Raw genomic sequence first — 22,090 nt, forward strand, 5'->3', positions numbered from 1 at the left:
TGAGGAACGTTGACGAATCGGATGTCGGAATTTGCCGACGCGATGCGTCATTCTCCCGGGCTTGCCCGGCTCGCTGTCGTGCGCTGGGTCAATCAGTTCGGCGACGGGTTCTTTCAGGCCGCGCTTGGCGGAGCGATTCTGTTCAATCCTGAGCGGCAGACCGAACCCGTCGCGATCGCAGTAGGCTTCGTCGTCCTGCTGCTGCCGTATTCATTGATCGGCCCGTTCATCGGCACCATGCTCGATCGATGGGATCGCCGCCTAGTTATAGTCTGGGCTGCGGTGATCCGGTGTGGCCTCGTCGCCGCTGCGAGTGTGGTGCTTTTTGCGTCCATCAATGGTCCCGTACTCCTGCTGATCGCCCTAGCCGCGATAGGTGTGAGCAGGTTCGTGCTCTCGGGCCTGTCCGCATCGCTACCCAATGTGGTGGCGCAACAGCACCTAGTGCCAGCCAACGCGGTACTTGTGACGCTCGGTGCTGGGTTTGCCGGACTCGGCGCCTCCGCATCAATCCTGGTTGTCTCGGTGGTGGGGGAGGGGGACGTCGGATCGGGCACAGCAACCGCGGTTTCCATTCTCGCGCCCCTCGCTGGTGGGGCGGCCGCCTGGGGGTTCGCGCAGGGGGCACTCGGGCCTGGCCGACTGACGATGTTGCTGACCCGCTCACAACGAACGTGGCGTACTGAAGTTGCTGCCGTGGCCAGCGGCCTCGTCACCGGTGCACGTGCGGTCTGGCACTCACCTGGCGTTACCACAGCGCTTTCAGCACTCGGCGCCCACCGCATCACATTCGGAATCAACACGCTGATTATGGTTCTGCTTCTGCAGGACCCTGAAGGGTCACTGCGACTCCCTGGAGGACTCGCGGGGTTCGGTCTCGCGATTGCCGCGACCGCGAGCGGCATGGTCATAGCAGCAGTCCTCATGCCGTTCGTTATTCCACGCCTAGGCCGCACAAAAACGATCGTCTCGGGAGTGGTTCTCGCCCTCGCAGCGCAGCTCGTGTTCGTCCGCATGCTCGATCAAGATTCTCTGATTGTCGCCGCATTCCTGTTTGGGATCGCGGGACAGTCGATCAAACTAAGCAGTGACGCCGCGATGCAGATTGAGATACCAGACGCGAAGCGTGGACGGGTTTTCGCGCTGCAAGACATGGTCTTCAATGCGGCGTTCGTCGCCGCAATCGCTATCGCGGCATCATTCGTCGCTCCGGACGGAAGATCGCTTTCCCTTGTCTACGCGGGCGCGCTGATATATGCCCTCGCGCTAGCCGGGATCACGCTCAACGCCCGGCGGCGTGTGCATCATCGGTGGTGGCGGTGAGGCAAACAGCACTTAGTTGTCGCGGGGTTCGCTCGACCCGTCCCACCACTCGCGCAGCGCGGCTTCGGCCTCATCCCTACTGAGCGGACCTCGCTCTAGGCGCAGTTCCTTTAAGAACTTCCACGCTTTACCAACCTCAGGTCCCGGTGGCAGCCCCAGCAGCTCCATGATGGCGTTGCCGTCAAGGTCCGGACGAACGCGCGCGAGGTCTTCCTGCTCCTGAATCCGCGCGATCCGGGCTTCTAGATCGTCATAAGCGCGCTGCAGCGCGAGCGCCCGACGCTTGTTGCGAGTGGTGCAGTCGGCGCGGACAAGCTTGTTAAGTCGGTCTAGCAGGGGCCCCGCGTCCGTGACGTACCTGCGCACCGCGGAGTCCGTCCACTGGCCCTTGCCGTAACCGTGAAAGCGCAGATGCAGATAAACAAGGCGTGACACGTCCTCGATCATTTGCTTCGAGTAGCGCAGTGCACGCATGCGCTTTCGCGTCATTTTCGCGCCGACGACCTCGTGGTGGTGAAAGCTAACACCGCCGCCCGGTTCATGCTTCCGAGTCGCTGGCTTACCGATGTCGTGCAGGAGAGCGGCCCAGCGCAGTACAAGATCGGGCCCGTTATCCTCGCGTTCGATGGCCTGCCGCAGCACCGTCAGCGAATGCGTATAGACGTCTTTGTGCTGGTGATGCTCATCGATCTCGAGTTGCATCGCGGGAACCTCCGGCAGTACGTGTTCTGCTAGCCCAGTGCTTACGAGAACCTCGAGGCCAGCGATAGGGTCACTGCCTTCCATGAGCTTGTCGAGTTCGGCCCGAATGCGCTCTGCGGTCACTCTCTTGATCTGGTCCGCCATCTCACGGATTGCCTGATCAACCCGGGGCGTGAGCTGCAAACCCAGCTGGGAGGCAAACCGCGCGGCGCGGAGCATGCGCAGCGGATCGTCGTTGAAGGAGTCCTCCGGCGCGGCGGGCGTATCAAGTACCCCCGCCGCGAGATCGGCCAGACCGTTGAGGGGGTCGGTGAACGAACCAATTCCGCTCACCCGAACCTGGACTGCCATCGCATTCACGCGAAAATCCCGCCGAACCAGGTCGTCATTCAGGGAATCGCCGTAACTTACCTCAGGCTTGCGTCCCACCCTGTCGTACGAATCGGTCCGATACGTGGTGATCTCAACCTGCACACCCTGCTTGCTCGCACTGATGGTGCCAAATGCGATTCCGGTCTCCCACACGGCATCAGCCCACCCGCGAAGGGCTTCCCGCACAGTCTCTGGCAGAGCGTTCGTCGTAAAATCCAGATCCTTGCCCAAGCGCCCGAGCATGGCGTCGCGGACGGATCCGCCCACCAGATAGAGCTCACTCCCGATCGCATCGAAGCGCCGGCCGAGCTCCGTGAAGAGCGCGTCGTGGTCACGTAAGGCGACCGCCGCGGTCGCAAGCTGCTGCGCGGCGAGGCTTTCCAGGTGCGTGTCATCGCTCAACGGTGGAACCACGCCAAGACACCCTACCGGGCGCCGCGACAAGAACCGGATTTACCCAGTTCAGTGGTACTACGGCCGGCACCGGGTCGCACATCAGAGTAGAGTTCGCAAGGACACAGCTCGCTTCCGGCTACCATGTCAAAGTGTCCCCTGATGATCGTGCAGCGCACCCGAGGCACCGCAGACGCCGCCCACGGCGCCGCGGCGGTCGGGGCCAGCGCCACGCTACGCACGATTCTCCCGGCACAACGCCCCACAGCGGTACTGATTCCGGCACCAGTGACACAGAGGCGAACGTCCACACGACCAGTGGGCAGCAGTCTTCCAGCGAGCACGAAGCGACTCCATCCGGCAAGCCGCGCCCGAAGCCGAAAAACGGCAGTTCGTCCGGTCACCGCGGGCACCGGGGCCGTCGGCTGCGGACCGTCCGCGAAACATCGGCGGGAGGGCTCGTCATCACGGGATGGGATGGTGGCCGCGACAAGCTCCGTGCTGCGCTGATCGGGCGGCTCGACCGGCGTGGCCGACTCCTTTGGTCGTTGCCAAAGGGGCACATCGAGCGGGGCGAAACAGCTGAGCAGACCGCGATGCGCGAGGTGGCCGAGGAAACTGGCATCCAGGGAAGGATTCTCGCGTCGCTGGGCAGTATCGACTACTGGTTTGTAACTGAAGGACGCAGAGTCCACAAAACAGTTCACCACTATCTGATGCGGTTCCTTGGAGGCGAGCTGTCCGACGCAGATCTGGAAGTATCAGAAGTCGCATGGGTTCCGCTTTCTGAACTCGATTCGCGCCTTGCCTACGCGGATGAGCGGAAACTGGCGCGCATGGCCGCGGAGTTAATTGCAAGTATGGCGTCTTCTCTCGACGGACTGAGGAACCTAGCCGCAGACGCGGCGAGTGCCGCGAAGCCGGACCACGAGGGTATGAGCGATGAAGGCGCTACGCCACAGCTCCAGGGTCAGCGGCACCAGAACGATCCAGAACCTTCGGAGTCACTGGACAAGCCCCAAATATGACCTCGTTGCAGACACCACGGCCCGGCGACCTTCGCAAGGCCAGTTCCTGGAGAAGCATGGGACGGGCGGGCTGTGCCTTTCTGCTGGCGCTGGGACTGATACTCACCGTCACGTCGGGGTCGGCATTCGGGCAACCAGGTGCAGACGACGCGCGCACCGCGGCTGACCCCCTCACCGTCGCAATCGATTCGGTAGCGCCGCCAGTTGTGACCCCCAACTCATCGCCCACCCTGGTTGTTACCGGAACGATCACCAACAACAGCGGCAGTACGATTTCGGACGCGGCCGTTCGCTTGCAGCGAGCCGCGGCGGTGAACGAGAGTGAAGGCCTCCGCAGGACGGGAGAACTGACTGAGGCTGATTATCGCATCATCACGCCCACGGTCCCGGTGGGCGCTTCAATCGATCCAGGGGAATCGGCGCGTTTCACGATCACGTTTCCCTACAGATCGGAAACCGGGAATGCGCTGCACATCCCCGCACCTGGCGTGTATCCGCTGCTCGTCAGCACGACAGCCACAACGAGTGGGGGAGTCGGACTTCGTTCCGACACCGCGAGGTTCCTGCTCCCGGTTATCGGTTTGCCCCGTTCAGTGAGTGAAGCGCCAGAATCGGATAGTGCCAACGGTGCTGTGTCAGACGCCCCCGTGATGCCGACGGTCAGACGCCCCCTTCCGATCACCTTGCTGTGGCCACTGGCAGAAACTCCGAAAATCGCGCCCGGCGGTACGGGCGACGGCCGAAACCTGCGCCTCCTCGACGATTCCCTCGCAGGCTCCCTGAGCGCAGGGGGACACTTAGACGAAGCGCTTACTGCACTCGAGGATGCGATTGGCCGCAATGGCGAATCCGCCGCGCAGCTCGCGGAGTCTGTCTGCCTCGCGATCGACCCCGATCTTCTTATCGCTGTCGACGCAATGCAGCCGGGATATCAAGTTGCCGTAGACCCAGCAGATCCCACCGGAGTCACCCGCCCAGGTGCCGGCGCTGCCGCCGCATCGGAGTGGCTTGCTCGTCTGCGTCAGCTCAGTGAAGACGTATGTACGGTGGCACTACCGTATGGGCAGGTTGACCTCGAGGCGCTAGCTCGTCTCGGCAACAGCGACTTCACCGCACGTGCTCTCGTGACGCCTAGCGACATCCTCGCTGCGGTTCTTGGTACGGAGCCGGTTCGAGCGGTCACCCTGCCCGAGTCCGGGCTGCTCAGCGAGCAGAGCGCGGGCATGCTCGCGGACACCACCGGAGGCACCGCGTTGGTCGCGTCCAACCAGGTAGCGCTAGACAGCGCTGACCAGGTACGGAACAGCTTCGCGCGCGTGAGCCTGCCGGATGCAGCGAATCCTGATCGAGCACTGACCGCGACGTTGTTCGATCCGGCAACAGCCGGCGCCTTGGCGGCTGTGGGCGGGTCCCCTCAGGTCCCGTCGTACGTTTCGGGGGGCTCTCGAGATGCCGCGCAGGCACCCCGATTGCAGCGGATGCACGACGCGCTCGGAGCACTGGTGTGGCCGGCGCTCGCGGCGAACGGAAATGGACCCGATGGACCCGGACCCCAGTCGCTGATGGTTGTGCCTCCGCAGAACTGGCGGATAGACATCGCTGAGGGCTCGGCGATACTGCAGACCGTGACCCAGCTGTTCAGCGCAGGTCTGATAGTCCCGGCGCCACTGGACGGCGTCACGGCGGCGGCCGCGCGCAATAATCATCCAGAAGGAATCGTTCAGTACCCCCAGCAGAATGACAGCGACCGGGTGTCGGACGACGTACTCGAGCCGCTCAGTGTTACGGCTCGAGAGCTGGAGCAGCTGCGCTCTGCGCTGGTCACCGATCCGAACCTGCCACTCACTCCCGACGCTTTTCTCGCCCCGTTGTGGGGAGACCTCTTGCGCGCCCTCACCTCGGCCGATCGCCGTGTGATCACGCCAGCGGGCGGAACCGATCACAGCTCCGCTGACGCTGCGGCACGGTTGCGCCTCGACACAGTGCAAAACACACTTAACTTCCTCCACACTCAGGTGACGGTGCTCAACCCTGGTGGCGTGTACACACTGGCGTCAGGCCAGAGCCCACTGCTCCTCGTTGCGCGAAACGATCTTCCTGTACCCGTGCAGGTGCGATTGCAAGTATCGGCGCCGCCAGGCATCGAGATCGCGGACCTCGGGGTCGAACAGTTGCCACCGAGAAGCCACAGACAGCTCTCCATTCCCACAGAGGTGAGCCACACGCGACAATTCGCGGTGGATATTCAACTCACCACACCTGACCACCATGTGCTCGGGGAAGCCATCCGGATCTCGGTACGCTCCACCGCGTACGGACAGATAATGACGATCCTGACCGCCTGCGCGGGTGCGTTGTTGCTGGCACTCGCCGGCCGTCGACTTTGGCACCGCTTCCGTGGACAGCCCGATCCTGCAGATGAAGGTCACGAACGCCCATGACAGACGGCACAACACCCGACGGTCTGCCCTCAAGTAGTGAAGGCACGACCAGTTCGGACGCCGCTGAGCCCGCGTCGCCGCACCACGGCCTCAGACCGCCGTGGGAACGCTATCCGGCTTCGATGTACCGGTCTCCAAGAGCGCGGCAAGGGGTTCGCCCGAAGACCAGCCAGAGTCGGCCATCGGAAACCTCCCCGCTCGCGGACATGCCCGATAGCCCGTCCGAACCCCTGCCCGGTCACCGGATTGCCACTGAATCTGCTGGTCAATCCACGCCCATCGCACTGCCGGGACAGCCGCCCGATTCGCCTGCCGGCGCGCCACCCGCCGCTGTTCAGGTGAACAAGCACGGTGAAGCTGACCGCAGCTTGATGCGCTCGACAGGCTCAATGGCGCTCCCCACGCTAATCAGCCGCCTCACCGGATTCCTGCGGACCTTGCTGCTCGTCATGGTTCTCGGCAAGTTCGTGGGCGATGCGTTCAGTGTCGCCAACCAGCTACCGAACATGGTGGCCGAACTCGTCCTCGGTGCCGTACTTGCGGCCATCGTCGTTCCGGTGCTTGTTCGTGCGGAACGCGAAGACCCTGACGGGGGCGAGAGGTTCACCCGCCAGCTGATCACGCTGGCAGGAACACTCCTTGTTGGAGCAACAGTCGTTGCGACATTATGCGCTCCACTACTTGTGACACTGATTCTGAACAAGACCGAATCTGTGGTCGACAAGAGCATGGCGACAGCGTTCGCGTATCTGTTGCTGCCGCAGATCTTGTTCTACGGCCTCACGGCAGTCTTCGCGGCTGTCCTCAACACGCGGGGGATCTTCGGGCCCGGCGCTTGGGCGCCGGTCGTGAACAACATCATTGCAATCGCAACGCTCGGTGGGTACTACATCATCTGGAACGACCCCGCTGAACTGTCCGTAGGCGAGATCGCATTCCTGGGTGTCGGGACCACGCTAGGCGTAATCGCGCAGGTCCTCGTTCTGATTCCGTTCCTGCGCAAGGCGAACGTCCCGCTGCGGCCCCTCTGGGGTCTAGACGACCGTCTGAAGAAATTCGGCGGTATGGCGCTCGCGATCGTCGTCTACGTCGCGATCAGCCAGGTAGGACTCTTCGTCACGATGAACGTCGCGTCGGGTTCCGCTGAGGGTGCGGCACTGATCTACACGACAGTGTGGCTCCTGCTGCAGGTCCCATACGGTGTCCTTGGGGTAGCGGTGCTTACGGCCATCATGCCGCGGATGAGCCGGAACGCTGCTGCAGGGGACAACAAAGCCGTTATCGATGATCTGACGACCGCCACGCGGATCACAATGGTGGCCCTCATACCGGTCATCATGTTCCTGACCGTCAGCGGCATTCCGATCGGTCGACTCCTCTTTACGGGTGGCAACTTCTCGTACGACGACGCGACGGTACTCGGCCAAACGCTGGCTATTTCGGCGTTCACACTCGTCCCGTATGCCCTCGTACTCCTTCATCTTCGAGTCTTCTACGCGCGGCATGAAGCATGGATTCCCAACTTCATCATCGTGGGCATCACAGTCGTGAAGGTCATCCTGTCGTTGCTGGCCCCAACGGTCGCCAATGACCCGACGCAAGTCGTTGCACTGCTGCACTTCGCCAACGGCGCTGGCTTTCTTGCGGGAGCGGTGGTGGGAGCAGCCTTGCTGCGCCGCAGCCTAGGCCCGCTCCGATTGCGCTACACGTTCAGTTCTATGTTCGTCGTGTTCAGCGCATCGCTGGTCGGTGCAGTAGTAATGCTGTTCTCCTCGCTGCTATTCGGCCTTCCTAGTGTGACCGAGTCATGGGGCAGGGCGGGTGACCTCGTCAGCGTCGTCTACTCGGCCGTGATTATCTTTGGCATCACGTACGTCATCCTGCTGAAACTCGGAGTTCCCGAGGTGCGCCTCGTGTGGAGCCTGGTGGGCCGTATTGCTGGAAAAGTCCGTCGAAAGCCTGTGATGACCGCCACAGGAGGGTCTACAAGCAAGGAAACGCGTGACGCTCCGCAACAGCACGCTGATTCCGGTCGCAACCTGCCGTACGCTGGGCCGGAAGAGACTCAGTCAAGCGAACAAAGCGACGCCGCAAACCGTGCCAATGTGTCACCCCGTGTGGCTGAAGGAATGAACATGAAGGACTCAACTGACGCCCTGACAGAGCTGGAGAACACACCAGCGCCAGATAACGAGGGTGATAACCACTCGGGCGAGTCCCGTGCTCAGGAAAGTGCCGGGCATCCAGAGGAATCGGGCGAAAACCGCGACGCCCAGAACGGTGCTCACGGCACCCGTCGGCCACGACTGATGCCCGGAACCATCGTCGCAGGTGGGCGTTACCGCCTGGTCGAGGAGCACGGCCGCGCACGGGGTCTCCGATTCTGGCAAGCCTGGGACCTGAAACTCGAGCGCGATGTGGCGCTGACCTTTGTCACGGCGGCGACAGCAGAGGGCAGCCCATCCGGCGAGCGGCATGATGCGCTGCTCGCGCGGACGCTGCGGCTTGCACGGATCGATTCGCCCGGCCTGGCCCGTGTCCTCGACGTAGTGAAGGGCCGCGCCGGTGGCATCGTGATTTCTGAGTGGACGCCAGGCCAGTCCCTGGGTGATATTGCCCGGACCAATCCTTCGCCCGCAGGCGCGGCGCGGGCTGTGCGGACACTGGCGGGCGCTGCTGAGGCTGCCCACCGGACGGGTACCGCGCTGTCCATCGACCACCCGGACCGGATTAGGATCAACTCTTCCGGGGATGCTGTACTCGCCTTCCCCGGTACGGCCGCGGACGCAGACCAGTCCTCCGACGTACACGGCCTTGGCGCGGCGCTCTACACGCTTGTTACCGGCCACTGGCCGCTCGCCGAGCTGGGCCCCGCGCTCGTCGCCACGCATACCCAGCGGCGCCACACCGGCGCGGCGTTCGCCAAGCCCGGCACAAGTGTCGGTGGCCTGCCAGCGGCTGATTTCGCCGAGGACGGATCGCCCGTTGATCCGCGACGTATACGGCCCGAGGTGCCCTACGAAATCTCCGCTGTCGCTCTCCGTGCACTCCAGCCGAGCAGCGGAATCCGGACCGCGGCCACCGTTCAGCAGATTCTGGATCAGGCGACGATGGCCGACCAGGCTACCGACATGATCCCGGTGATTCGCGCCTCGCAAGCCAAGGTGCGTCCCCGAGCCGTTCGTATCAAGCCGCAGGCGGTCCTCATGACGCCGGAGGAGCGGCGTAGCCGGTCAATCCGGGTGGTCGCGGTTCTCACCCTGCTCGCGATCGCTACCGTGCTAATTCTGACGATCGCGATAACGCAGCTCACTCAGTTGCTGATGGGGTCGGGCACAAACACGCCGGTTTCGCGTCAGCCACTCGGGTTCACGGCAGAGGAGCAAGCTCCCGGGGATCAAGGCAATACGCGGCAAGTCACGTTTTCCGTCTTCCCGTCCAGCGTCACTGTCTACTCACCGCAGCAGCAGGCTGACAACCCTGGACTGGCTGAACTTGCCATCGATGGCGACCCGGACACCGCGTGGACGACATCGCAGTACTTTCAGCAGTTCCCGGCCTTCAAGAGCGGCGTGGGCCTTATCGTCGCGTTTGATGATGCTTTCGAGCTATCACAAGTCGAGGTTCGGACGGACCGTCCCGGGTCGAATGTCGAAATTCGCACAGCAGACAGCACCGATCCTGATTTTGACTCCACGGACGTCGTTGCGACCACAGTCCTGGAGGACGAGGTCACGCAGATTCAAATGGGTGCGGCGCCCGCAAGCCAGTACATCCTGATCTGGATTGATGAGTTGAGTGAGGCTGAGGGCCGCATGCAGTCGAGCATCAACGAACTGAGATTCACTGCCCGGCGGTGAGATTCACTTCTGGGGGGCTGCTTCCTAGCGAGCATTCCCTCGGAAGTCCGAACTGCGTAGGTTGTAGCTTCTGTCCGTTTGATTCGTATTCTGAATCACTCCGGGTTATTCTTCCGTGGTGCGACACACATGGGGGGTCGCCGCAGGGGAGATGTCGGACTCGGAATTGTTGGCCGCGCATGTGTCGGGGGACTCGCGGGCCTTCACCGAACTCGTCCAGAGGCATCGCAACTACTTGTGGCGGGTAGCAAAACGAACAAGTTATAGCGTCGATGACGCTGCCGACGCGCTTCAGGATGCGCTTCTGTCAGCGCACCGCATGGCCGGGTCTTTTCGGGCCGATGCCGCAGTGCTGAGCTGGCTGCACCGCATCGTGGTCAACGCATGTCTCGACCGGATTCGCCGGAATCGTGTGCGAGCTACAGTGCCACTCGACGAGGAGCTGTCTGCGCATATCCGCCGGCGGGACGATCCTATCGGGGAGCTCGAGTTCACTCTCGATGTCGAACGTGCGCTGTTCCAGTTGCCGCGTGAGCAGCGCGCAGCTGTCGTCGCGGTCGATGTTGAGGGCCTCTCTGTAGCCGAAGCCGCCGAGCGTTTGGGCGTTCCCACCGGAACCATCAAGAGCCGATGTGCTCGCGCGCGGCTGAAGCTCGCAGAGTCGTTGAACTATTTGCGAGTGGAAGGGAACCAGACGATTGACCGGAGCGTCTATCCCTGATGTGCCACCACGTAGAGAAATTGTTCCCGGGGTAGGGGAGCACAAGAACAGGCCTGGGAAGGAGGACGTCATGCCGGAGGACGCGCACCTGTCTCACAACGTACCTACCGTTGTGCCCGAACCCCCTTTCAGTCGAGAGGTCCTCGCCGATCTCGACTCTGGCGTGTATCCAGATGCGGTGGCATCGCACATGCGGGCGCACATTCAGGCAGATCCGTACGCGGCCCCGGTGCTCTCCGCGCTTCGCACTGTCCGTAGTGAACTCTCGCAGTTGCGAAACCCGACGGGCGCATGTGAGGACATTCCTGCAGACATTTCCGCCCGGCTCACCGCGGCGATCGAACGGGCAACGGCGGAATCGTCACCTGAGAATGTGGCCCCGCTGCTTCGCACTCGTCGCTGGACCCGTCCAGTTGTCGCGGTCCTCGCCGGGACCGCGGCAGCCGGCATTGCGGTCTTTGCCGGGGCGGCTGTTCTCGATGCGCCGCCATCTGAGTCGCCTGCGTTCAGTGCGCAGCCATCGCATCAGGGGACCGACGCCGCGAGCACCGGCCCACTCTCGGCGATTGGTTCGCGCGCGGAGACCGGTCTGCTCAGTGGCTCCGCGCTTGCAGCGTGTCTGGGCGAGCACGGCTTCTCGGGGGATACGCCCCTGCTCGGCTCGAGCGTAGAAATTGTGAGCGGTGAACAGGCGGTGCGCCTGCTGTTGCCGGAAACCCACTCGGCTCGAGTTATTGCGCTGACAGTCCGCCCAAGTTGCGGTGCCGGTAATCCGGCACTCATAAGTCGCACTGTGCTTGGGTCATAGCTACAGGTTGTTAGCCGTGACGTGCGAAAATATGATAATTGAAATTAGTCAGGTCCTGTCCGAAACCTGTAACGTGTAATTTGTGACACGTTCAGACGACTTGGAGTCCGCCCTTTCTGAGACCAGCTCGGACGATTCACCCGCGCCGGTCAAGCGGAAGCGCGGGCGACCCGCGATCGTCACCGGGGAACAGATTTGCGAGACCGCGCTGGAGATGGGCGTGGCAACCATCACGATGACTTCCGTAGCAAGCCGACTGGGCGTCAACCACGCAACCCTCTACCGCTATGTCGTCAGCCGTGATGATCTCGTGCGGCAAGCTATTGATCTTGCGATCCAGCGCACGGACTTTCCCGAACCCAGTACCGCAGACTGGCGGCAGTTCCTCTGGGACACAGCCGCCGCACTGACTGGGATGCTCGATCGCTACCCAGGCATAGCGACAGAACTGGCGGGGGGGACATTCACTCACCAGGTGCTCAGGCGTGGCGCTGAAATGATGGCTGGCTTGGTGGCGTTGGGGTTCGAGCCGAACAAGGCGGTACTTGCCATGGAATTCGTCACCGACCTCGTCGTTGACCATGTACGAAAAACTGAGCAACTCGACGGCAGGGTGCCGTCGCAATCAATGCCGTCACGTGACAAATTGGCCGAAGACTGGTCTGATCCGGCCGATCCAGAGGAACCGTCGCTTAGTGAGATTATCGCTGCGGGGCGTGCGGCTATCGGGGTAGAACCGCACGAGTGGCTGGAAAGCAAGCTGCGAATAATGATCTCTGGAATTGCCGAAGAAATCGCACCGCACTAAGTATCTACCATTCCGCCTTCACGGTTCCCTCAGTTTGAGGTGCCACAACGCGCCTACGGGAACATCGCGGACTACCCTGTTGTTGACCACGTTACGAGTGCGAAGCACGATAACGAGCGAATCGCAATGACCGGAAGGCCTGTATGACTACCGCCCAGCGCAGCACCAGCAATGAATCTGCTGACGTGCATGACGTCATCATTATTGGGTCAGGACCAGCGGGATACACAGCTGCTGTCTACGCCGCACGCGCGCAGCTGAACCCCCTGATGTTCGAGGGCACTCAATTTGGTGGCGCCCTCATGACCACCACCGAGGTCGAGAACTTCCCCGGCTTCCGTGAGGGCATCATGGGTCCCGCTTTGATGGACGAGATGCGTGAACAAGCACTCCGCTTCGGTACTGATATTCGCACGGAAGACGTCGAATCGGTGACGCTCGACGGAGACGTGAAGATAGTCAGCGCCGGTGGGGTCGACTATCGTGCACGCGCCGTCATCCTTGCGATGGGTGCGGCCGCGCGTTATCTCGGTGTAGCTGGCGAAGAACGTCTCCTCGGCCGCGGTGTCAGTTCGTGTGCGACATGCGATGGCTTCTTCTTCCGCGACCAGGACATCGCGATTATCGGCGGCGGGGATTCAGCGATGGAAGAGGCCACCTTCCTGACGCGATTTGCGCGCAGCGTGACGATTGTCCACCGTCGCGAGGAGTTCCGGGCGTCCCGAATCATGCTCGAGCGGGCGAAGGCGAACGAGAAGATCACCTTCATTACCAACGCCAAGGTCGAGGAGGTGCTCGGCGATAACAGCGTCACCGGGCTGCGTCTCTCCGACACAGTCACAGGCGAATCACGTGAGCTTGCTGTTACTGGGATGTTTGTGGCGGTTGGACACGATCCGCGCAGCGAACTGGTGCGCGATCAGCTCGACGTTGATGAAGACGGCTACGTTCTTGTGAAGACACCCACGACGCATGCCTCACTGCCTGGAGTCTTCGCTGCCGGCGACCTCGTGGACCGCACCTACCGCCAGGCGATCACTGCGGCGGGCACTGGCTGTGCTGCCGCGATTGACGCCGAGCGCTGGCTCGCTGAGCATGCTGCGAGTTCCGCGGCCGCGGATCCCGCCATGGCCCTCACCTAGCCACCGCCGCCTACACAAGCCTGCCATCCGAATTCCGAGGGAGAACCGGAAAATGTCCACAATCAACGTCACTGACTCAACGTTCGCCAGTGATGTCCTTCAGAGTGAGAAACCTGTGCTCGTTGACTTCTGGGCGACGTGGTGCGGACCATGCCGTATGGTCGCGCCGGTGCTCGAAGAGATCTCGAACGAGAAGGCTGAGACGCTGACTATCGCAAAGCTCGACATCGACGCGAACCCCGGCGTACCGCGCGATTTTCAGATTCTGTCGATCCCGACGATGATCCTTTTCAAGGATGGCGAGCCGGTGAAGCAGATCGTCGGAGCAAAGTCGAAGGCCGCTCTGCTCAAAGAAATCGAAGACCTCCTCTAGAGGTCACGGTTGCGGGCGTATACCCATTAAGATGGGGATGCTGCTGACCGATCGCTGGCTCACAAGCAGAAGTTTGATTGTTCGTTCGTACGTCATTCCCGCTTGAAAGCCAGACCCGATCTCGAGAGTGAGGCCCGCAGGATGCCATTTCTACAGCTCGGAGACTCTGGTCCAGATGTCGCCGAGGTGCGGGCAAAACTGATCAGCCTCGGCTTCCTCCACGACGACGATGACCTCGCTGAAGCCCGTACCGTCTTCGATTCAGCAATGGATTCGGCGGTGCGTGGCTTCCAGCAGGAACGTGGCCTTCTTGTAGACGGGCTCGTTGGCAAAGCCACTTCTCGTGCCCTCCAGGAGGCCGGCTACCGGCTAGGGGCGCGCATACTCGCGTATCACGTGTCAGCTCCCCAATACGGCGATGATGTCGCTGCTCTTCAAACCCGGTTGCAGGACCTCGGCTTCTACACCGGCCTTATCGACGGCTATTTCGGCCCTGGACTTCATCGCGCTCTCAGCTCCTATCAGCGCGAATTCGGTCTTGTTGTGGACGGGATATGCGGGCCCGAAACCCTCCGTTCCCTCGAAATGCTTGGCACCCGAGTGACCGGTGGCTCACCCCACGCGATTCTCGCCGAAGAGGTTGTCCGCCAATCGGGTCCGCAACTTCGAAACAAACGGATCATTCTCGATCCCGGTCTCGGTGGCCGAAACACAGGCCGCATCGTGCGGGGCCCCCGCGGGAGTGTTTCCGAAGCGGACATCCTCTGGGACCTTGCGAATCGGCTTGAAGGGCGCATGGGGGCGACCGGCATGGAAACGTTCCTGTCGCGTCCCCGCCACAAGGATCCTTCCGTCGCTGACCGAGCAGCCATGGCCAACAACCTCAATGCTGATCTCATGATCTCGCTGCAGTGTGCACATAGCGAATCACCTCTAGCGCGGGGGGTTGCGACATTCCATTACGGTGTGCCCGATGGCTCTGAATCGATGATCGGTGCAGTGCTCGCCGGGTTCCTTCAGCGTGAAATCGTTGCTCGTACACAGCTTCTCGACTGCCGCTCACATGGACGCACCTGGGACATTCTGCGGATGACCAAGATGCCTACCGTGCAGCTTGACGTGGGGTACATCACGAATGAAGACGACACGGCTCTGCTCGCGGACCCCGCGATGCGCGACACAATCGCGGAGTCCATCGTGGTGGCAGTGAAGCGTCTCTACCTTCTTGGAAAAGATGACCAGCCCACCGGCACGTTTACCTTTGCAGAACTGCTTGCACACGAGCTCGCCGTTGAGGGAAAACGGGACTGAGATCGATTCTCGCGAGTTAAACGGTTCCCGGTGGTGGCGGTCCCGCCATCGACAGCGTTGAGCTCTCCAGGAGGCGCATAAGCGCCGCTTCAACGTCAGCCTTCCAGCCGTGATCACGATCAAGCTCGAGCCGGAAGCGCGGGAAATAGTGATGTGGCGCAACAACCTTGAACTCCGCGTCCAATAGCCGCTCCGCGGAGATCATGCACGTTTCCGGTGTACAGTCACCTGGCTTGCGGTGAACCAGTGAGTATGCGTGCGACGTGCACTCACCCTCACGGATGTGACCGAATGCTTCAATCGCGCGCACGCCGCGCTTGATCAGGTCGTCGAGTACCCCGCGAATGAGAACTTCATGGAAGCCTTCTGCTTCAGCGATCCCGTCGACATAGAGCGTGGTAAGCAGGATCGCGTCGGCACTTACTGGGGAAGTGGGGAAGAGCCCTGCGCGTGGAACCACACTCGGCGGGGCATAGAGAGCGCATCCCGAAACCTTCGGAAGGTGAGCTGCTTCCCCTTGATTGAGGTACAGCAACTGGCCGCAGGAACCCCAGTTCAATAAGACCGAGGACAGCCACGCTTCCTTCTCCAGTTCGGTGTCGCAGAAGGCTTGTGTGTCGATCACCGCGCCCGGATCCATCTCCCAGAACACACAACGACGTGTGTGGTGGGGGAGTAGGTTCAAAGTCTCGAGCGTCAGGGGCGCAACCCGTGTGGACACAGCTCTCGCTTTCCTCCATGTCCTCGCTCGACACCGCCGAATACCGTGCGGCCTCGACGGGGAGATTCACCCTCCCGCTCCAAGGATACCGGGCTGTCAGCTCTCCGATTGCATCAGCGAAACTATGCGCTGCAGATCGTCGACATTACCGAACTCGACCACAATCTTGCCCTTACGTTTCCCAAGGCTGACTGTCACCTTCGTGTCGAAGTTGTCGGACAATTGGGTGGCCAGATCACCAAGTTCTGGGGGCTGCTGCACTTTAGGCCGCTCAGCCGCTGCATTGGGCGTCCCGTTGCGCCTGTTCATCAGCGTCACCGCTTCTTCCGTCGCACGGACGGACATACCTTCGGCCACGATGCGTGCGGCGAGTTCCTCCTGTGCCCCCGCTCCTCCGTCGAGGCCCAGGAGTGCGCGTGCGTGACCCGCAGAGAGAACTCCCGCGGCAACCCTGCGCTGAACTGCGATGGGGAGGCGTAACAGACGGATCATGTTCGTCACCACGGGTCGGGACCGTCCAATGCGCGCAGCAAGTTCGTCATGTGTGACGCCGAATTCCTCCAGGAGCTGCTGGTATGCAGCAGCTTCTTCAAGTGGGTTCAGCTGCACCCGGTGGATGTTCTCTAGGAGCGCGTCGCGCAACAACGCGTCATCAGTAGTCGCACGCACGATCGCTGGGACCGACTCCATCCCCAGCGCAGTACACGCCCGCCAGCGTCGCTCGCCCATGACCAGCTGGTACCGGTCGCCGATTTCCCGCACAACGATGGGCTGCATCATCCCAAATTCCCGAATGGAATGGATGAGTTCATGCTCGGCTTCATCATCGAAGACCTGCCGCGGCTGTCGCGGGTTCGGCTCAATCAGCCTGGGATCGAGTTCCCGATAGACAGCCGCGATTTCGGTTGTGCGTGTTTCACGTGAAACGGCGGCTGTGGGCTTCGGAACGCTGGTGACCCTGGTTGTGGACGCCTCATACTCGCCGCTGCCCGGCCTCGACGGTGCGCTTGTCCGGTGCTCGCCGCCGATAATCACATCCGCCGCCGCGTTTCCGAGCTGCGGTGCATTGGTCGGGCCAGTGGGTATGAGTGCGGCGAGACCGCGACCTAGGCCACCTCTGTTGCGATTCTGGTTCATTTGGCGTCGCCGTTCATTCGAGTAGGTTTCTGAACACCACGGGTGGCCAGCTCGCGACCTGCATCGAGGTAGCTCATCGCACCACGGGATCCAGGGTCGTATTCGATGACAGTCATCCCGTATCCGGGCGCCTCTGAAACCTTGACGCTCCGCGGAATCGACGTTCGCAACACCACCTCCCCGAAGTGCTGCTTAACCTCGGTCGCTACCTGCTCCGCCAGCTTCGTGCGCGCGTCGTACATCGTCAATAGAATCGCTGAAATATGTAGATCCGTATTGAGGTGTGCGCTCACAAGTTCGATGTTACGAAGCAATTGACCCACGCCTTCCAGCGCGTAGTACTCACACTGAATGGGAATGACGACCTCTGTGGCGCCGACCATAGCGTTGAGCGTGAGCAAACCCAGTGAAGGTGGACAATCAATAATGATGTAGTCCAATTCGAGTTCACGGATGCTGTCCGCTACGAGTGCCGCCTTCAACCGGGATTCGCGCTGCTCGAGCGACACCAGTTCAATCTCAGCGCCCGCAAGGTCGATCGTAGCCGGGACGCAAAACAGATTGTCGTTCAGTGGACACGACTGAACCGCTTCACCGAGGGCTAGTTCACCGATCAGCACTTCATAGCTGGACGGTACGCCGGCTCGGTGGTCCACACCCAGCGCGGTGCTCGCGTTTCCTTGTGGATCCAGATCTATGACAAGGACGCGGAGTCCGTGCACGGACAGCGCGGCAGCAAGATTCACGGTTGTCGTCGTCTTCCCCACGCCACCCTTCTGGTTCGCAACTGTGAGAATGCGCTGTCGTTCTGGTCGGGGGAGTTGTGAGTACGCTCCATGAAGAACACGGGTCGCGCGCTGGGCTGCGGCCGCAATGGGGCTGTCGGCAAGAATGTCGTCGATCACGCTGCCACCTTCTGCTTTGGCGTTCGGCAATGTCGCATAGTCGAGGCTGCCGCTGGTTTCACGTGAAACAGGGCCATCAGTCTCGGTTGGCATCACGGACTAGTTTCCCTTCCGACGTAGTGAACGCTTTCGATGCCCGCTCTTCCTCACACGCACCACAGTGGTAGGCACTTCCAGAACGCCCTGACCACACAGGAGCACATCGACTTCACCGGCGCCGATCGCAGGGAGGCCCTTCATATCTCGCGCAACTTCCTCGCGGGCGCTTTCCCCCTTCACGGCGAGCGCAACACCCTCGTCGTGCAGGAGAGGAAGTGACCAGCGCATGAGTTGCAGCAGCGGCGCAACCGCACGCGATGTCACGATGTCTGCGCCCCCCACCTCTGTCACTACTTCTTTCTGCTCCGCACGCCCACGTACCACCACTACATTGAGCTCAGCCGTCTCGAGAAAGTCCAGTAGGAATTGCGTGCGGCGAAGCATCGGTTCGACCAACGTGACTTGAAGATCGGGTCTGGCGATCGCCAAGGGGATGCCCGGCAAGCCACCGCCGCTCCCGATATCAACGACGCTGCTGTTCTCGGGTATCAGTTCACCGATTGCAGCGCTATTGAGGATATGACGATCCCATATGCGATCAGTTTCACGCGGGCCAATAACTCCCCGCGTCACACCTTCGCTTGCGAGGTAATCGTGGTATTTCGTCGCATTGTCGATACGGTCACCGAAGATTTCGGTGACCGCAGCCTGCAAGTGATCCGGAATATGTTTCACGTGAAACGCCCAGTGTGGTGTTGAGGGACGAACTACATGTATGTAGTTCCGCATTCAGTCTAGGTCACAGTAGCGGGCCGCGCGAGACTACTTCCCGGAGAGCCACCCAAACTGGCTCAGCCACGTGGACAAATCCAGAGCATGCACTCGCGACAAGCGGAAAGGTTACGTCACATGACGTAATAGGCACGGACCGGGCAGAGGGCTGTCGGATTATGCCTACAGACCCAGAAGGGGTGCGGCTTTAAAGCCGCACCCCCTCGGAACAACGTCAAAAGTCGGGAGAAATTAGACCTTCATAACGACGACACGCCTGTTCGGCTCTTCGCCTTCGCTTTCACTCCTAACACCCTCGACACCGGCGACGGCATCGTGCACGATCTTCCGTTCAAAGGGGGTCATGGGCTTCAGTGATTCTTGAACGCCCGTGTTCAGAACCCGTTGGGCGACTGTCGCCCCATGAGCGGCCAGATCGTTGCGACGCTGCGCGCGCCAGCCCGCAACATCAAGCATCAAGCGACTGCGGACACCGGTGCCCTGTTGTACTGCCAGGCGCGTCAGCTCCTGAAGCGCATCCAGGACCTCACCATGTCGTCCCACCAGTTTAGTAAGGTCTTCGCTGCCATCGATCGCCACGATAGCCCGATCGCCTTCGACATCCAGATCGATGTCACCATCGTAATCAAGGATATCGAGCAGTTGCTCCAAGTAATCGCCGGCTAGTTCACCCTCTTCTACTAACCGTTCCTCGAGATCGTCACCAGCATCGCTAGTAACCGTTGACTCGGCGTTTGTCACGTCGCCATCTCCTGACTTACAGCGGAGCCTTCCCCGCCACCTACAAAACGATCAGTACCCAATTGCTTGTGAAATAAGCACTCTGCGGATCGTGCTGAATCCTCAGAAAACGTGCCTACCGACCCCTGCGCTTTTTCTTCCTCGATTTCGACCCGCGTGTCCGATTTGGAGTACTTGGCCGTGCTCCGGCCTGAGGTTTGCGTCGGTCCGCAGTAGGGGAGGGGTCGGCGTCACCCGAAGCATCTTCAGGGTCAACTACGTCGTCATCTTGGCTCGCGGCGGTTTTCTTTCCGCTCGTCGGCTTTGCGCCAGGCTTCGGGGCATAGCTATCACGACGTTCGATAACATCGAGTCGCTTCTGCTCCTCTTCAGCATCAATGGACTTGTAAACGATCTTCTGCTGCAAGTAGGTCCACGAGTTGTTCGCAACCCAGTACAGGAGAATAGCCACGGGAAGGAAAGGACCACCGACCAAGACACCGAGTGGGAAAACATAGAGCGCGAGCCGGTTCATGATCGCCGTTTGAGGCTGATCAGCAACGGCAGCGGATTGTCTGGAGACCGAATGCTTCGCATTCAAGTGCGTCATGATCGACGCAATGATCATCAGCGGGACGGCGATGAAACCAATTGCGACTCGGCTCGGTGGTGCCGAGGACAGCGCTGATGCGTCGAACGCACTGAATACATCGTCACCATGTGCGATGGCCGCCGAGAGCGGGGAACCAAGGAGCCTTGCGTCAAGGAATGAACGCACGTCATCAACGCTGAATACATAGTTGCCGAGATTCGCGTTGAGCTCAGGATCGAGATGCAGGCGGCCCGGGCCGTAGCCGCCGGTCCTGTTGAAAGACATAAGAACGTGGTAAAGACCAATAAACACAGGCACCTGGGCGAGCATTGGCAAACAGCCAAGGAGCGGATTGAAGCCGTGCTCCTTCTGCAATTTCTGCATTTCCAGCGCCATGCGCTGACGGTCCTTGCCGTACTTCTTTCGAAGCGCCTTAATTTGTGGCTGGAGTTCCTGCATCTTCCGCGTCGTCCGCACCTGTTTGACGAACGGCTTGTAGAGAAGCGCACGAATGGTGAAGACAAGGAAAATTACCGAGAGTGCCCATGTAATCCCGTTATCGGGACCAAGGCCGGGAATGAACCCAAACACCTTGTGCCAGAACCAGAGAATTCCGGAGACTGGATAGTAGATGAAATTGAGCACTGGTCTAGGCACTCCTCTTCACTTCGTCACTCGCCTCCGCAGCGCAACTGACGCAAGGATCGTCATTGTTCTTACGTTCGGGCACCGGATCCCAGCCACCCGGATGCCATGGCCCGCATTTCAGCAGCCTTAGCATTGCAAGCGCGCCGCCTTTGAAGGCCCCGTGCTGCTGCAATGCTTCGACTGCGTAATCACTGCAAGTGGGTGCGAACCGGCACGACGGTAGCCGGTACGGAGAGACCCATTTCTGGTAGAAACTCACTAAGCCCAGAAGAACCTTAGCTGGATAACTGCGTAAATGCCGCGACATCTCGACGGTCGCTGAATCATCCTGGTCTGTCACCGTGCACCCGCTAAAACATCAGCCCTGGTCAAACCCCGCTCGAGCTGGTGAACCATCTCGAAATAAGAAGAATTACGTGAGCGCGGGAGGGCACGGACCACCACGTCAGCCCGCCAATCAACGTTTGCGCAAACACGACTCATCGCGTGCCGCAGAACGCGCGACACGCGATGCCTCTCAACTGCGTTTCCAACAGCCTTACTCACGATGAGTCCAAATCGTGGTCCTCCGGTGCGTGCCAGTTCGGTTTCACCGCTCCGCAAGATGTACAGCACGATATCGCGCTGGCCAACTTTTACGCCGCCGCGAACCGTCTTAGTAAACTCACGATGCGACCGTAGCCGATTTGCTGGCGGCAGCACCTCGCAGCCACTCGCGAATCTGTGTTACACCGCTAGCTCTGCGCGCCCCTTGCGGCGGCGAGCTGAAATAATGGAACGGCCAGCACGCGTACGCATCCGGAGTCGGAAGCCGTGAACACGCGCGCGACGCCGGTTATTCGGCTGGAACGTCCGCTTGCCCTTCGCCACGGTCAACACTCCTCATAATCATGATTGCATCGAAAGATGCATCTACTCTTGTAACGTTTGGTGACTGCACGAGAGTACTCACCCCAGCACGTGGGGTCAAACTGAGTGCACACTGACATACCCGCGCAAGCACCACGTACGTCAGACCGTCGCCGCAATCATGCGCCTTGCGGGTGCTGAACTGCAACTATCTCCAAAACGTTGCAACGGCGCGCTTGATGTTGTTAGCGTCTCAGGTCACATGCTCATTGCGGTCAGTGGTCCAGCAGGTGACCACTACCCAACGGGCCCGAAAACTGCACACATTCGAAACCTCGAACCTCACTGCGCACGAGATAGCTCACTGCGTGTAGGGTCGGGGTTCGTTCATAGTTCTCCACACCT

20 protein-coding genes are annotated in these 22,090 nt (G+C 60.9%); 10 read left to right on the forward strand and 10 right to left on the reverse strand.

Translation table 11 applies throughout. The features are described from left to right. Window positions 1–21 precede the first annotated feature (21 nt). A complete protein-coding gene (locus AS9A_RS21835) occupies window positions 22–1,323 on the forward strand; it encodes an MFS transporter (protein WP_013809347.1) in 1,302 nt (433 codons plus the stop codon). A gap of 12 nt (window positions 1,324–1,335) precedes the next feature. Here AS9A_RS21835 and AS9A_RS21840 read toward each other — a convergent pair whose 3' ends face one another. After that, window positions 1,336–2,811 (reverse strand): CCA tRNA nucleotidyltransferase, encoded by a 1,476-nt coding sequence (locus AS9A_RS21840; protein ID WP_013809348.1) that lies wholly within the window; start codon window positions 2,809–2,811, stop codon window positions 1,336–1,338. A 131-nt stretch (window positions 2,812–2,942) separates the two neighbouring features. Here AS9A_RS21840 and AS9A_RS23490 point away from each other — a divergent pair, with 131 nt between their 5' ends. The 9 genes from AS9A_RS23490 to AS9A_RS21885 all read left to right on the forward strand — a co-directional run bounded on the left by AS9A_RS23490 (window position 2,943) and on the right by AS9A_RS21885 (window position 15,282). Continuing rightward, the gene (locus tag AS9A_RS23490) at window positions 2,943–3,818 is read left to right on the forward strand and encodes an NUDIX hydrolase (protein WP_083826634.1); all 876 of its coding nucleotides are present in this window, start codon (window positions 2,943–2,945) and stop codon (window positions 3,816–3,818) included. Beyond that, the gene (locus AS9A_RS21850) at window positions 3,815–6,259 is read left to right on the forward strand and encodes a DUF6049 family protein (protein WP_148262531.1); all 2,445 of its coding nucleotides are present in this window, start codon (window positions 3,815–3,817) and stop codon (window positions 6,257–6,259) included. Before AS9A_RS23490 ends, AS9A_RS21850 begins: the two co-directional genes overlap by 4 nt. Then, window positions 6,256–10,119, forward strand: coding sequence for a murein biosynthesis integral membrane protein MurJ (murJ, locus tag AS9A_RS21855; RefSeq protein WP_013809351.1), 3,864 nt, complete (start codon window positions 6,256–6,258; stop codon window positions 10,117–10,119). The genes AS9A_RS21850 and murJ overlap by 4 nt, the downstream gene beginning before the upstream one ends. Window positions 10,120–10,270: 151 nt before the next feature. After that, window positions 10,271–10,840, forward strand: coding sequence for an RNA polymerase sigma factor SigM (gene sigM / locus AS9A_RS21860; RefSeq protein WP_041451290.1), 570 nt, complete (start codon window positions 10,271–10,273; stop codon window positions 10,838–10,840). A gap of 70 nt (window positions 10,841–10,910) precedes the next feature. Then, a complete protein-coding gene (locus AS9A_RS21865; protein ID WP_013809353.1) occupies window positions 10,911–11,648 on the forward strand; it encodes a hypothetical protein in 738 nt (245 codons plus the stop codon). A gap of 82 nt (window positions 11,649–11,730) precedes the next feature. Next, window positions 11,731–12,456: a TetR/AcrR family transcriptional regulator gene (locus AS9A_RS22975; RefSeq protein WP_013809354.1), complete on the forward strand. Its 726-nt coding sequence runs from the start codon at window positions 11,731–11,733 to the stop codon at window positions 12,454–12,456. Window positions 12,457–12,599: 143 nt separating this feature from the next. Continuing rightward, window positions 12,600–13,598 carry a thioredoxin-disulfide reductase gene (gene trxB, locus AS9A_RS21875; RefSeq protein WP_013809355.1) on the forward strand — a complete coding sequence of 333 codons (999 nt, stop codon included), beginning with the start codon at window positions 12,600–12,602 and terminating at the stop codon, window positions 13,596–13,598. A 52-nt stretch (window positions 13,599–13,650) separates the two neighbouring features. After that, a complete protein-coding gene (trxA, locus tag AS9A_RS21880) occupies window positions 13,651–13,971 on the forward strand; it encodes a thioredoxin (RefSeq protein ID WP_013809356.1) in 321 nt (106 codons plus the stop codon). Window positions 13,972–14,112: 141 nt separating this feature from the next. Next, the gene (locus AS9A_RS21885; protein ID WP_013809357.1) at window positions 14,113–15,282 is read left to right on the forward strand and encodes an N-acetylmuramoyl-L-alanine amidase; all 1,170 of its coding nucleotides are present in this window, start codon (window positions 14,113–14,115) and stop codon (window positions 15,280–15,282) included. Window positions 15,283–15,298: 16 nt separating this feature from the next. Here the strand turns inward: AS9A_RS21885 and AS9A_RS21890 are convergent, their stop codons facing one another. From AS9A_RS21890 to rpmH, 9 genes are all read right to left on the reverse strand, one after another. After that, on the reverse strand, window positions 15,299–16,003 hold the full coding sequence (locus tag AS9A_RS21890) for a hypothetical protein (RefSeq protein WP_041451291.1): 705 nt from the start codon (window positions 16,001–16,003) through the stop codon (window positions 15,299–15,301). A 96-nt stretch (window positions 16,004–16,099) separates the two neighbouring features. Beyond that, entirely contained in the window at window positions 16,100–17,140 is a 1,041-nt protein-coding gene (locus tag AS9A_RS21895) for a ParB/RepB/Spo0J family partition protein (protein ID WP_013809359.1), read from the reverse strand. Further along, window positions 17,137–18,138, reverse strand: a complete 1,002-nt coding sequence (locus tag AS9A_RS21900) for a ParA family protein (protein WP_041451292.1) — start codon at window positions 18,136–18,138, stop codon at window positions 17,137–17,139. Before AS9A_RS21900 ends, AS9A_RS21895 begins: the two co-directional genes overlap by 4 nt. Before the next feature lie 6 nt (window positions 18,139–18,144). Beyond that, window positions 18,145–18,819, reverse strand: a complete 675-nt coding sequence (gene rsmG / locus AS9A_RS21905) for a 16S rRNA (guanine(527)-N(7))-methyltransferase RsmG (RefSeq protein ID WP_013809361.1) — start codon at window positions 18,817–18,819, stop codon at window positions 18,145–18,147. Window positions 18,820–19,107: 288 nt separating this feature from the next. After that, complete coding sequence (locus tag AS9A_RS21910) at window positions 19,108–19,617, reverse strand: Jag family protein (protein WP_013809362.1); 510 nt, start codon at window positions 19,615–19,617, stop codon at window positions 19,108–19,110. 115 nt (window positions 19,618–19,732) lie between these two features. Then, the gene (gene yidC / locus AS9A_RS21915; protein ID WP_013809363.1) at window positions 19,733–20,833 is read right to left on the reverse strand and encodes a membrane protein insertase YidC; all 1,101 of its coding nucleotides are present in this window, start codon (window positions 20,831–20,833) and stop codon (window positions 19,733–19,735) included. 4 nt (window positions 20,834–20,837) lie between these two features. After that, on the reverse strand, window positions 20,838–21,143 hold the full coding sequence (yidD, locus tag AS9A_RS23495) for a membrane protein insertion efficiency factor YidD (protein ID WP_083826720.1): 306 nt from the start codon (window positions 21,141–21,143) through the stop codon (window positions 20,838–20,840). A 29-nt stretch (window positions 21,144–21,172) separates the two neighbouring features. Further along, on the reverse strand, window positions 21,173–21,538 hold the full coding sequence (gene rnpA, locus AS9A_RS23500) for a ribonuclease P protein component (protein WP_083826636.1): 366 nt from the start codon (window positions 21,536–21,538) through the stop codon (window positions 21,173–21,175). Window positions 21,539–21,562: 24 nt separating this feature from the next. Continuing rightward, on the reverse strand, window positions 21,563–21,706 hold the full coding sequence (gene rpmH / locus AS9A_RS23505; RefSeq protein ID WP_013809365.1) for a 50S ribosomal protein L34: 144 nt from the start codon (window positions 21,704–21,706) through the stop codon (window positions 21,563–21,565). Window positions 21,707–22,090: the final 384 nt, after the last annotated feature.

It is taken from the genome of Hoyosella subflava DQS3-9A1 (assembly GCF_000214175.1).
Taxonomy (GTDB): Bacteria; Actinomycetota; Actinomycetes; order Mycobacteriales; family Mycobacteriaceae; genus Hoyosella; species Hoyosella subflava.

Excerpts from the sequence above, each read along its gene's own strand:
- AS9A_RS21835 (WP_013809347.1), top strand. The coding sequence starts at position 22 with ATGTCGGAATTTGCCGACGCGATGCGTCATTCTCCCGGGCTTGCCCGG.
- AS9A_RS21850 (WP_148262531.1), top strand. The coding sequence starts at position 3,815 with ATGACCTCGTTGCAGACACCACGGCCCGGCGACCTTCGCAAGGCCAGT.
- murJ (WP_013809351.1), top strand. The coding sequence starts at position 6,256 with ATGACAGACGGCACAACACCCGACGGTCTGCCCTCAAGTAGTGAAGGC.
- sigM (WP_041451290.1), top strand. The coding sequence starts at position 10,271 with ATGTCGGACTCGGAATTGTTGGCCGCGCATGTGTCGGGGGACTCGCGG.
- AS9A_RS21865 (WP_013809353.1), top strand. The coding sequence starts at position 10,911 with ATGCCGGAGGACGCGCACCTGTCTCACAACGTACCTACCGTTGTGCCC.
- trxB (WP_013809355.1), top strand. The coding sequence starts at position 12,600 with ATGACTACCGCCCAGCGCAGCACCAGCAATGAATCTGCTGACGTGCAT.
- trxA (WP_013809356.1), top strand. The coding sequence starts at position 13,651 with ATGTCCACAATCAACGTCACTGACTCAACGTTCGCCAGTGATGTCCTT.
- AS9A_RS21885 (WP_013809357.1), top strand. The coding sequence starts at position 14,113 with ATGCCATTTCTACAGCTCGGAGACTCTGGTCCAGATGTCGCCGAGGTG.
- AS9A_RS21895 (WP_013809359.1), bottom strand. The coding sequence starts at position 17,140 with ATGAACCAGAATCGCAACAGAGGTGGCCTAGGTCGCGGTCTCGCCGCA.
- AS9A_RS21900 (WP_041451292.1), bottom strand. The coding sequence starts at position 18,138 with ATGCCAACCGAGACTGATGGCCCTGTTTCACGTGAAACCAGCGGCAGC.
- yidD (WP_083826720.1), bottom strand. The coding sequence starts at position 21,143 with ATGTCGCGGCATTTACGCAGTTATCCAGCTAAGGTTCTTCTGGGCTTA.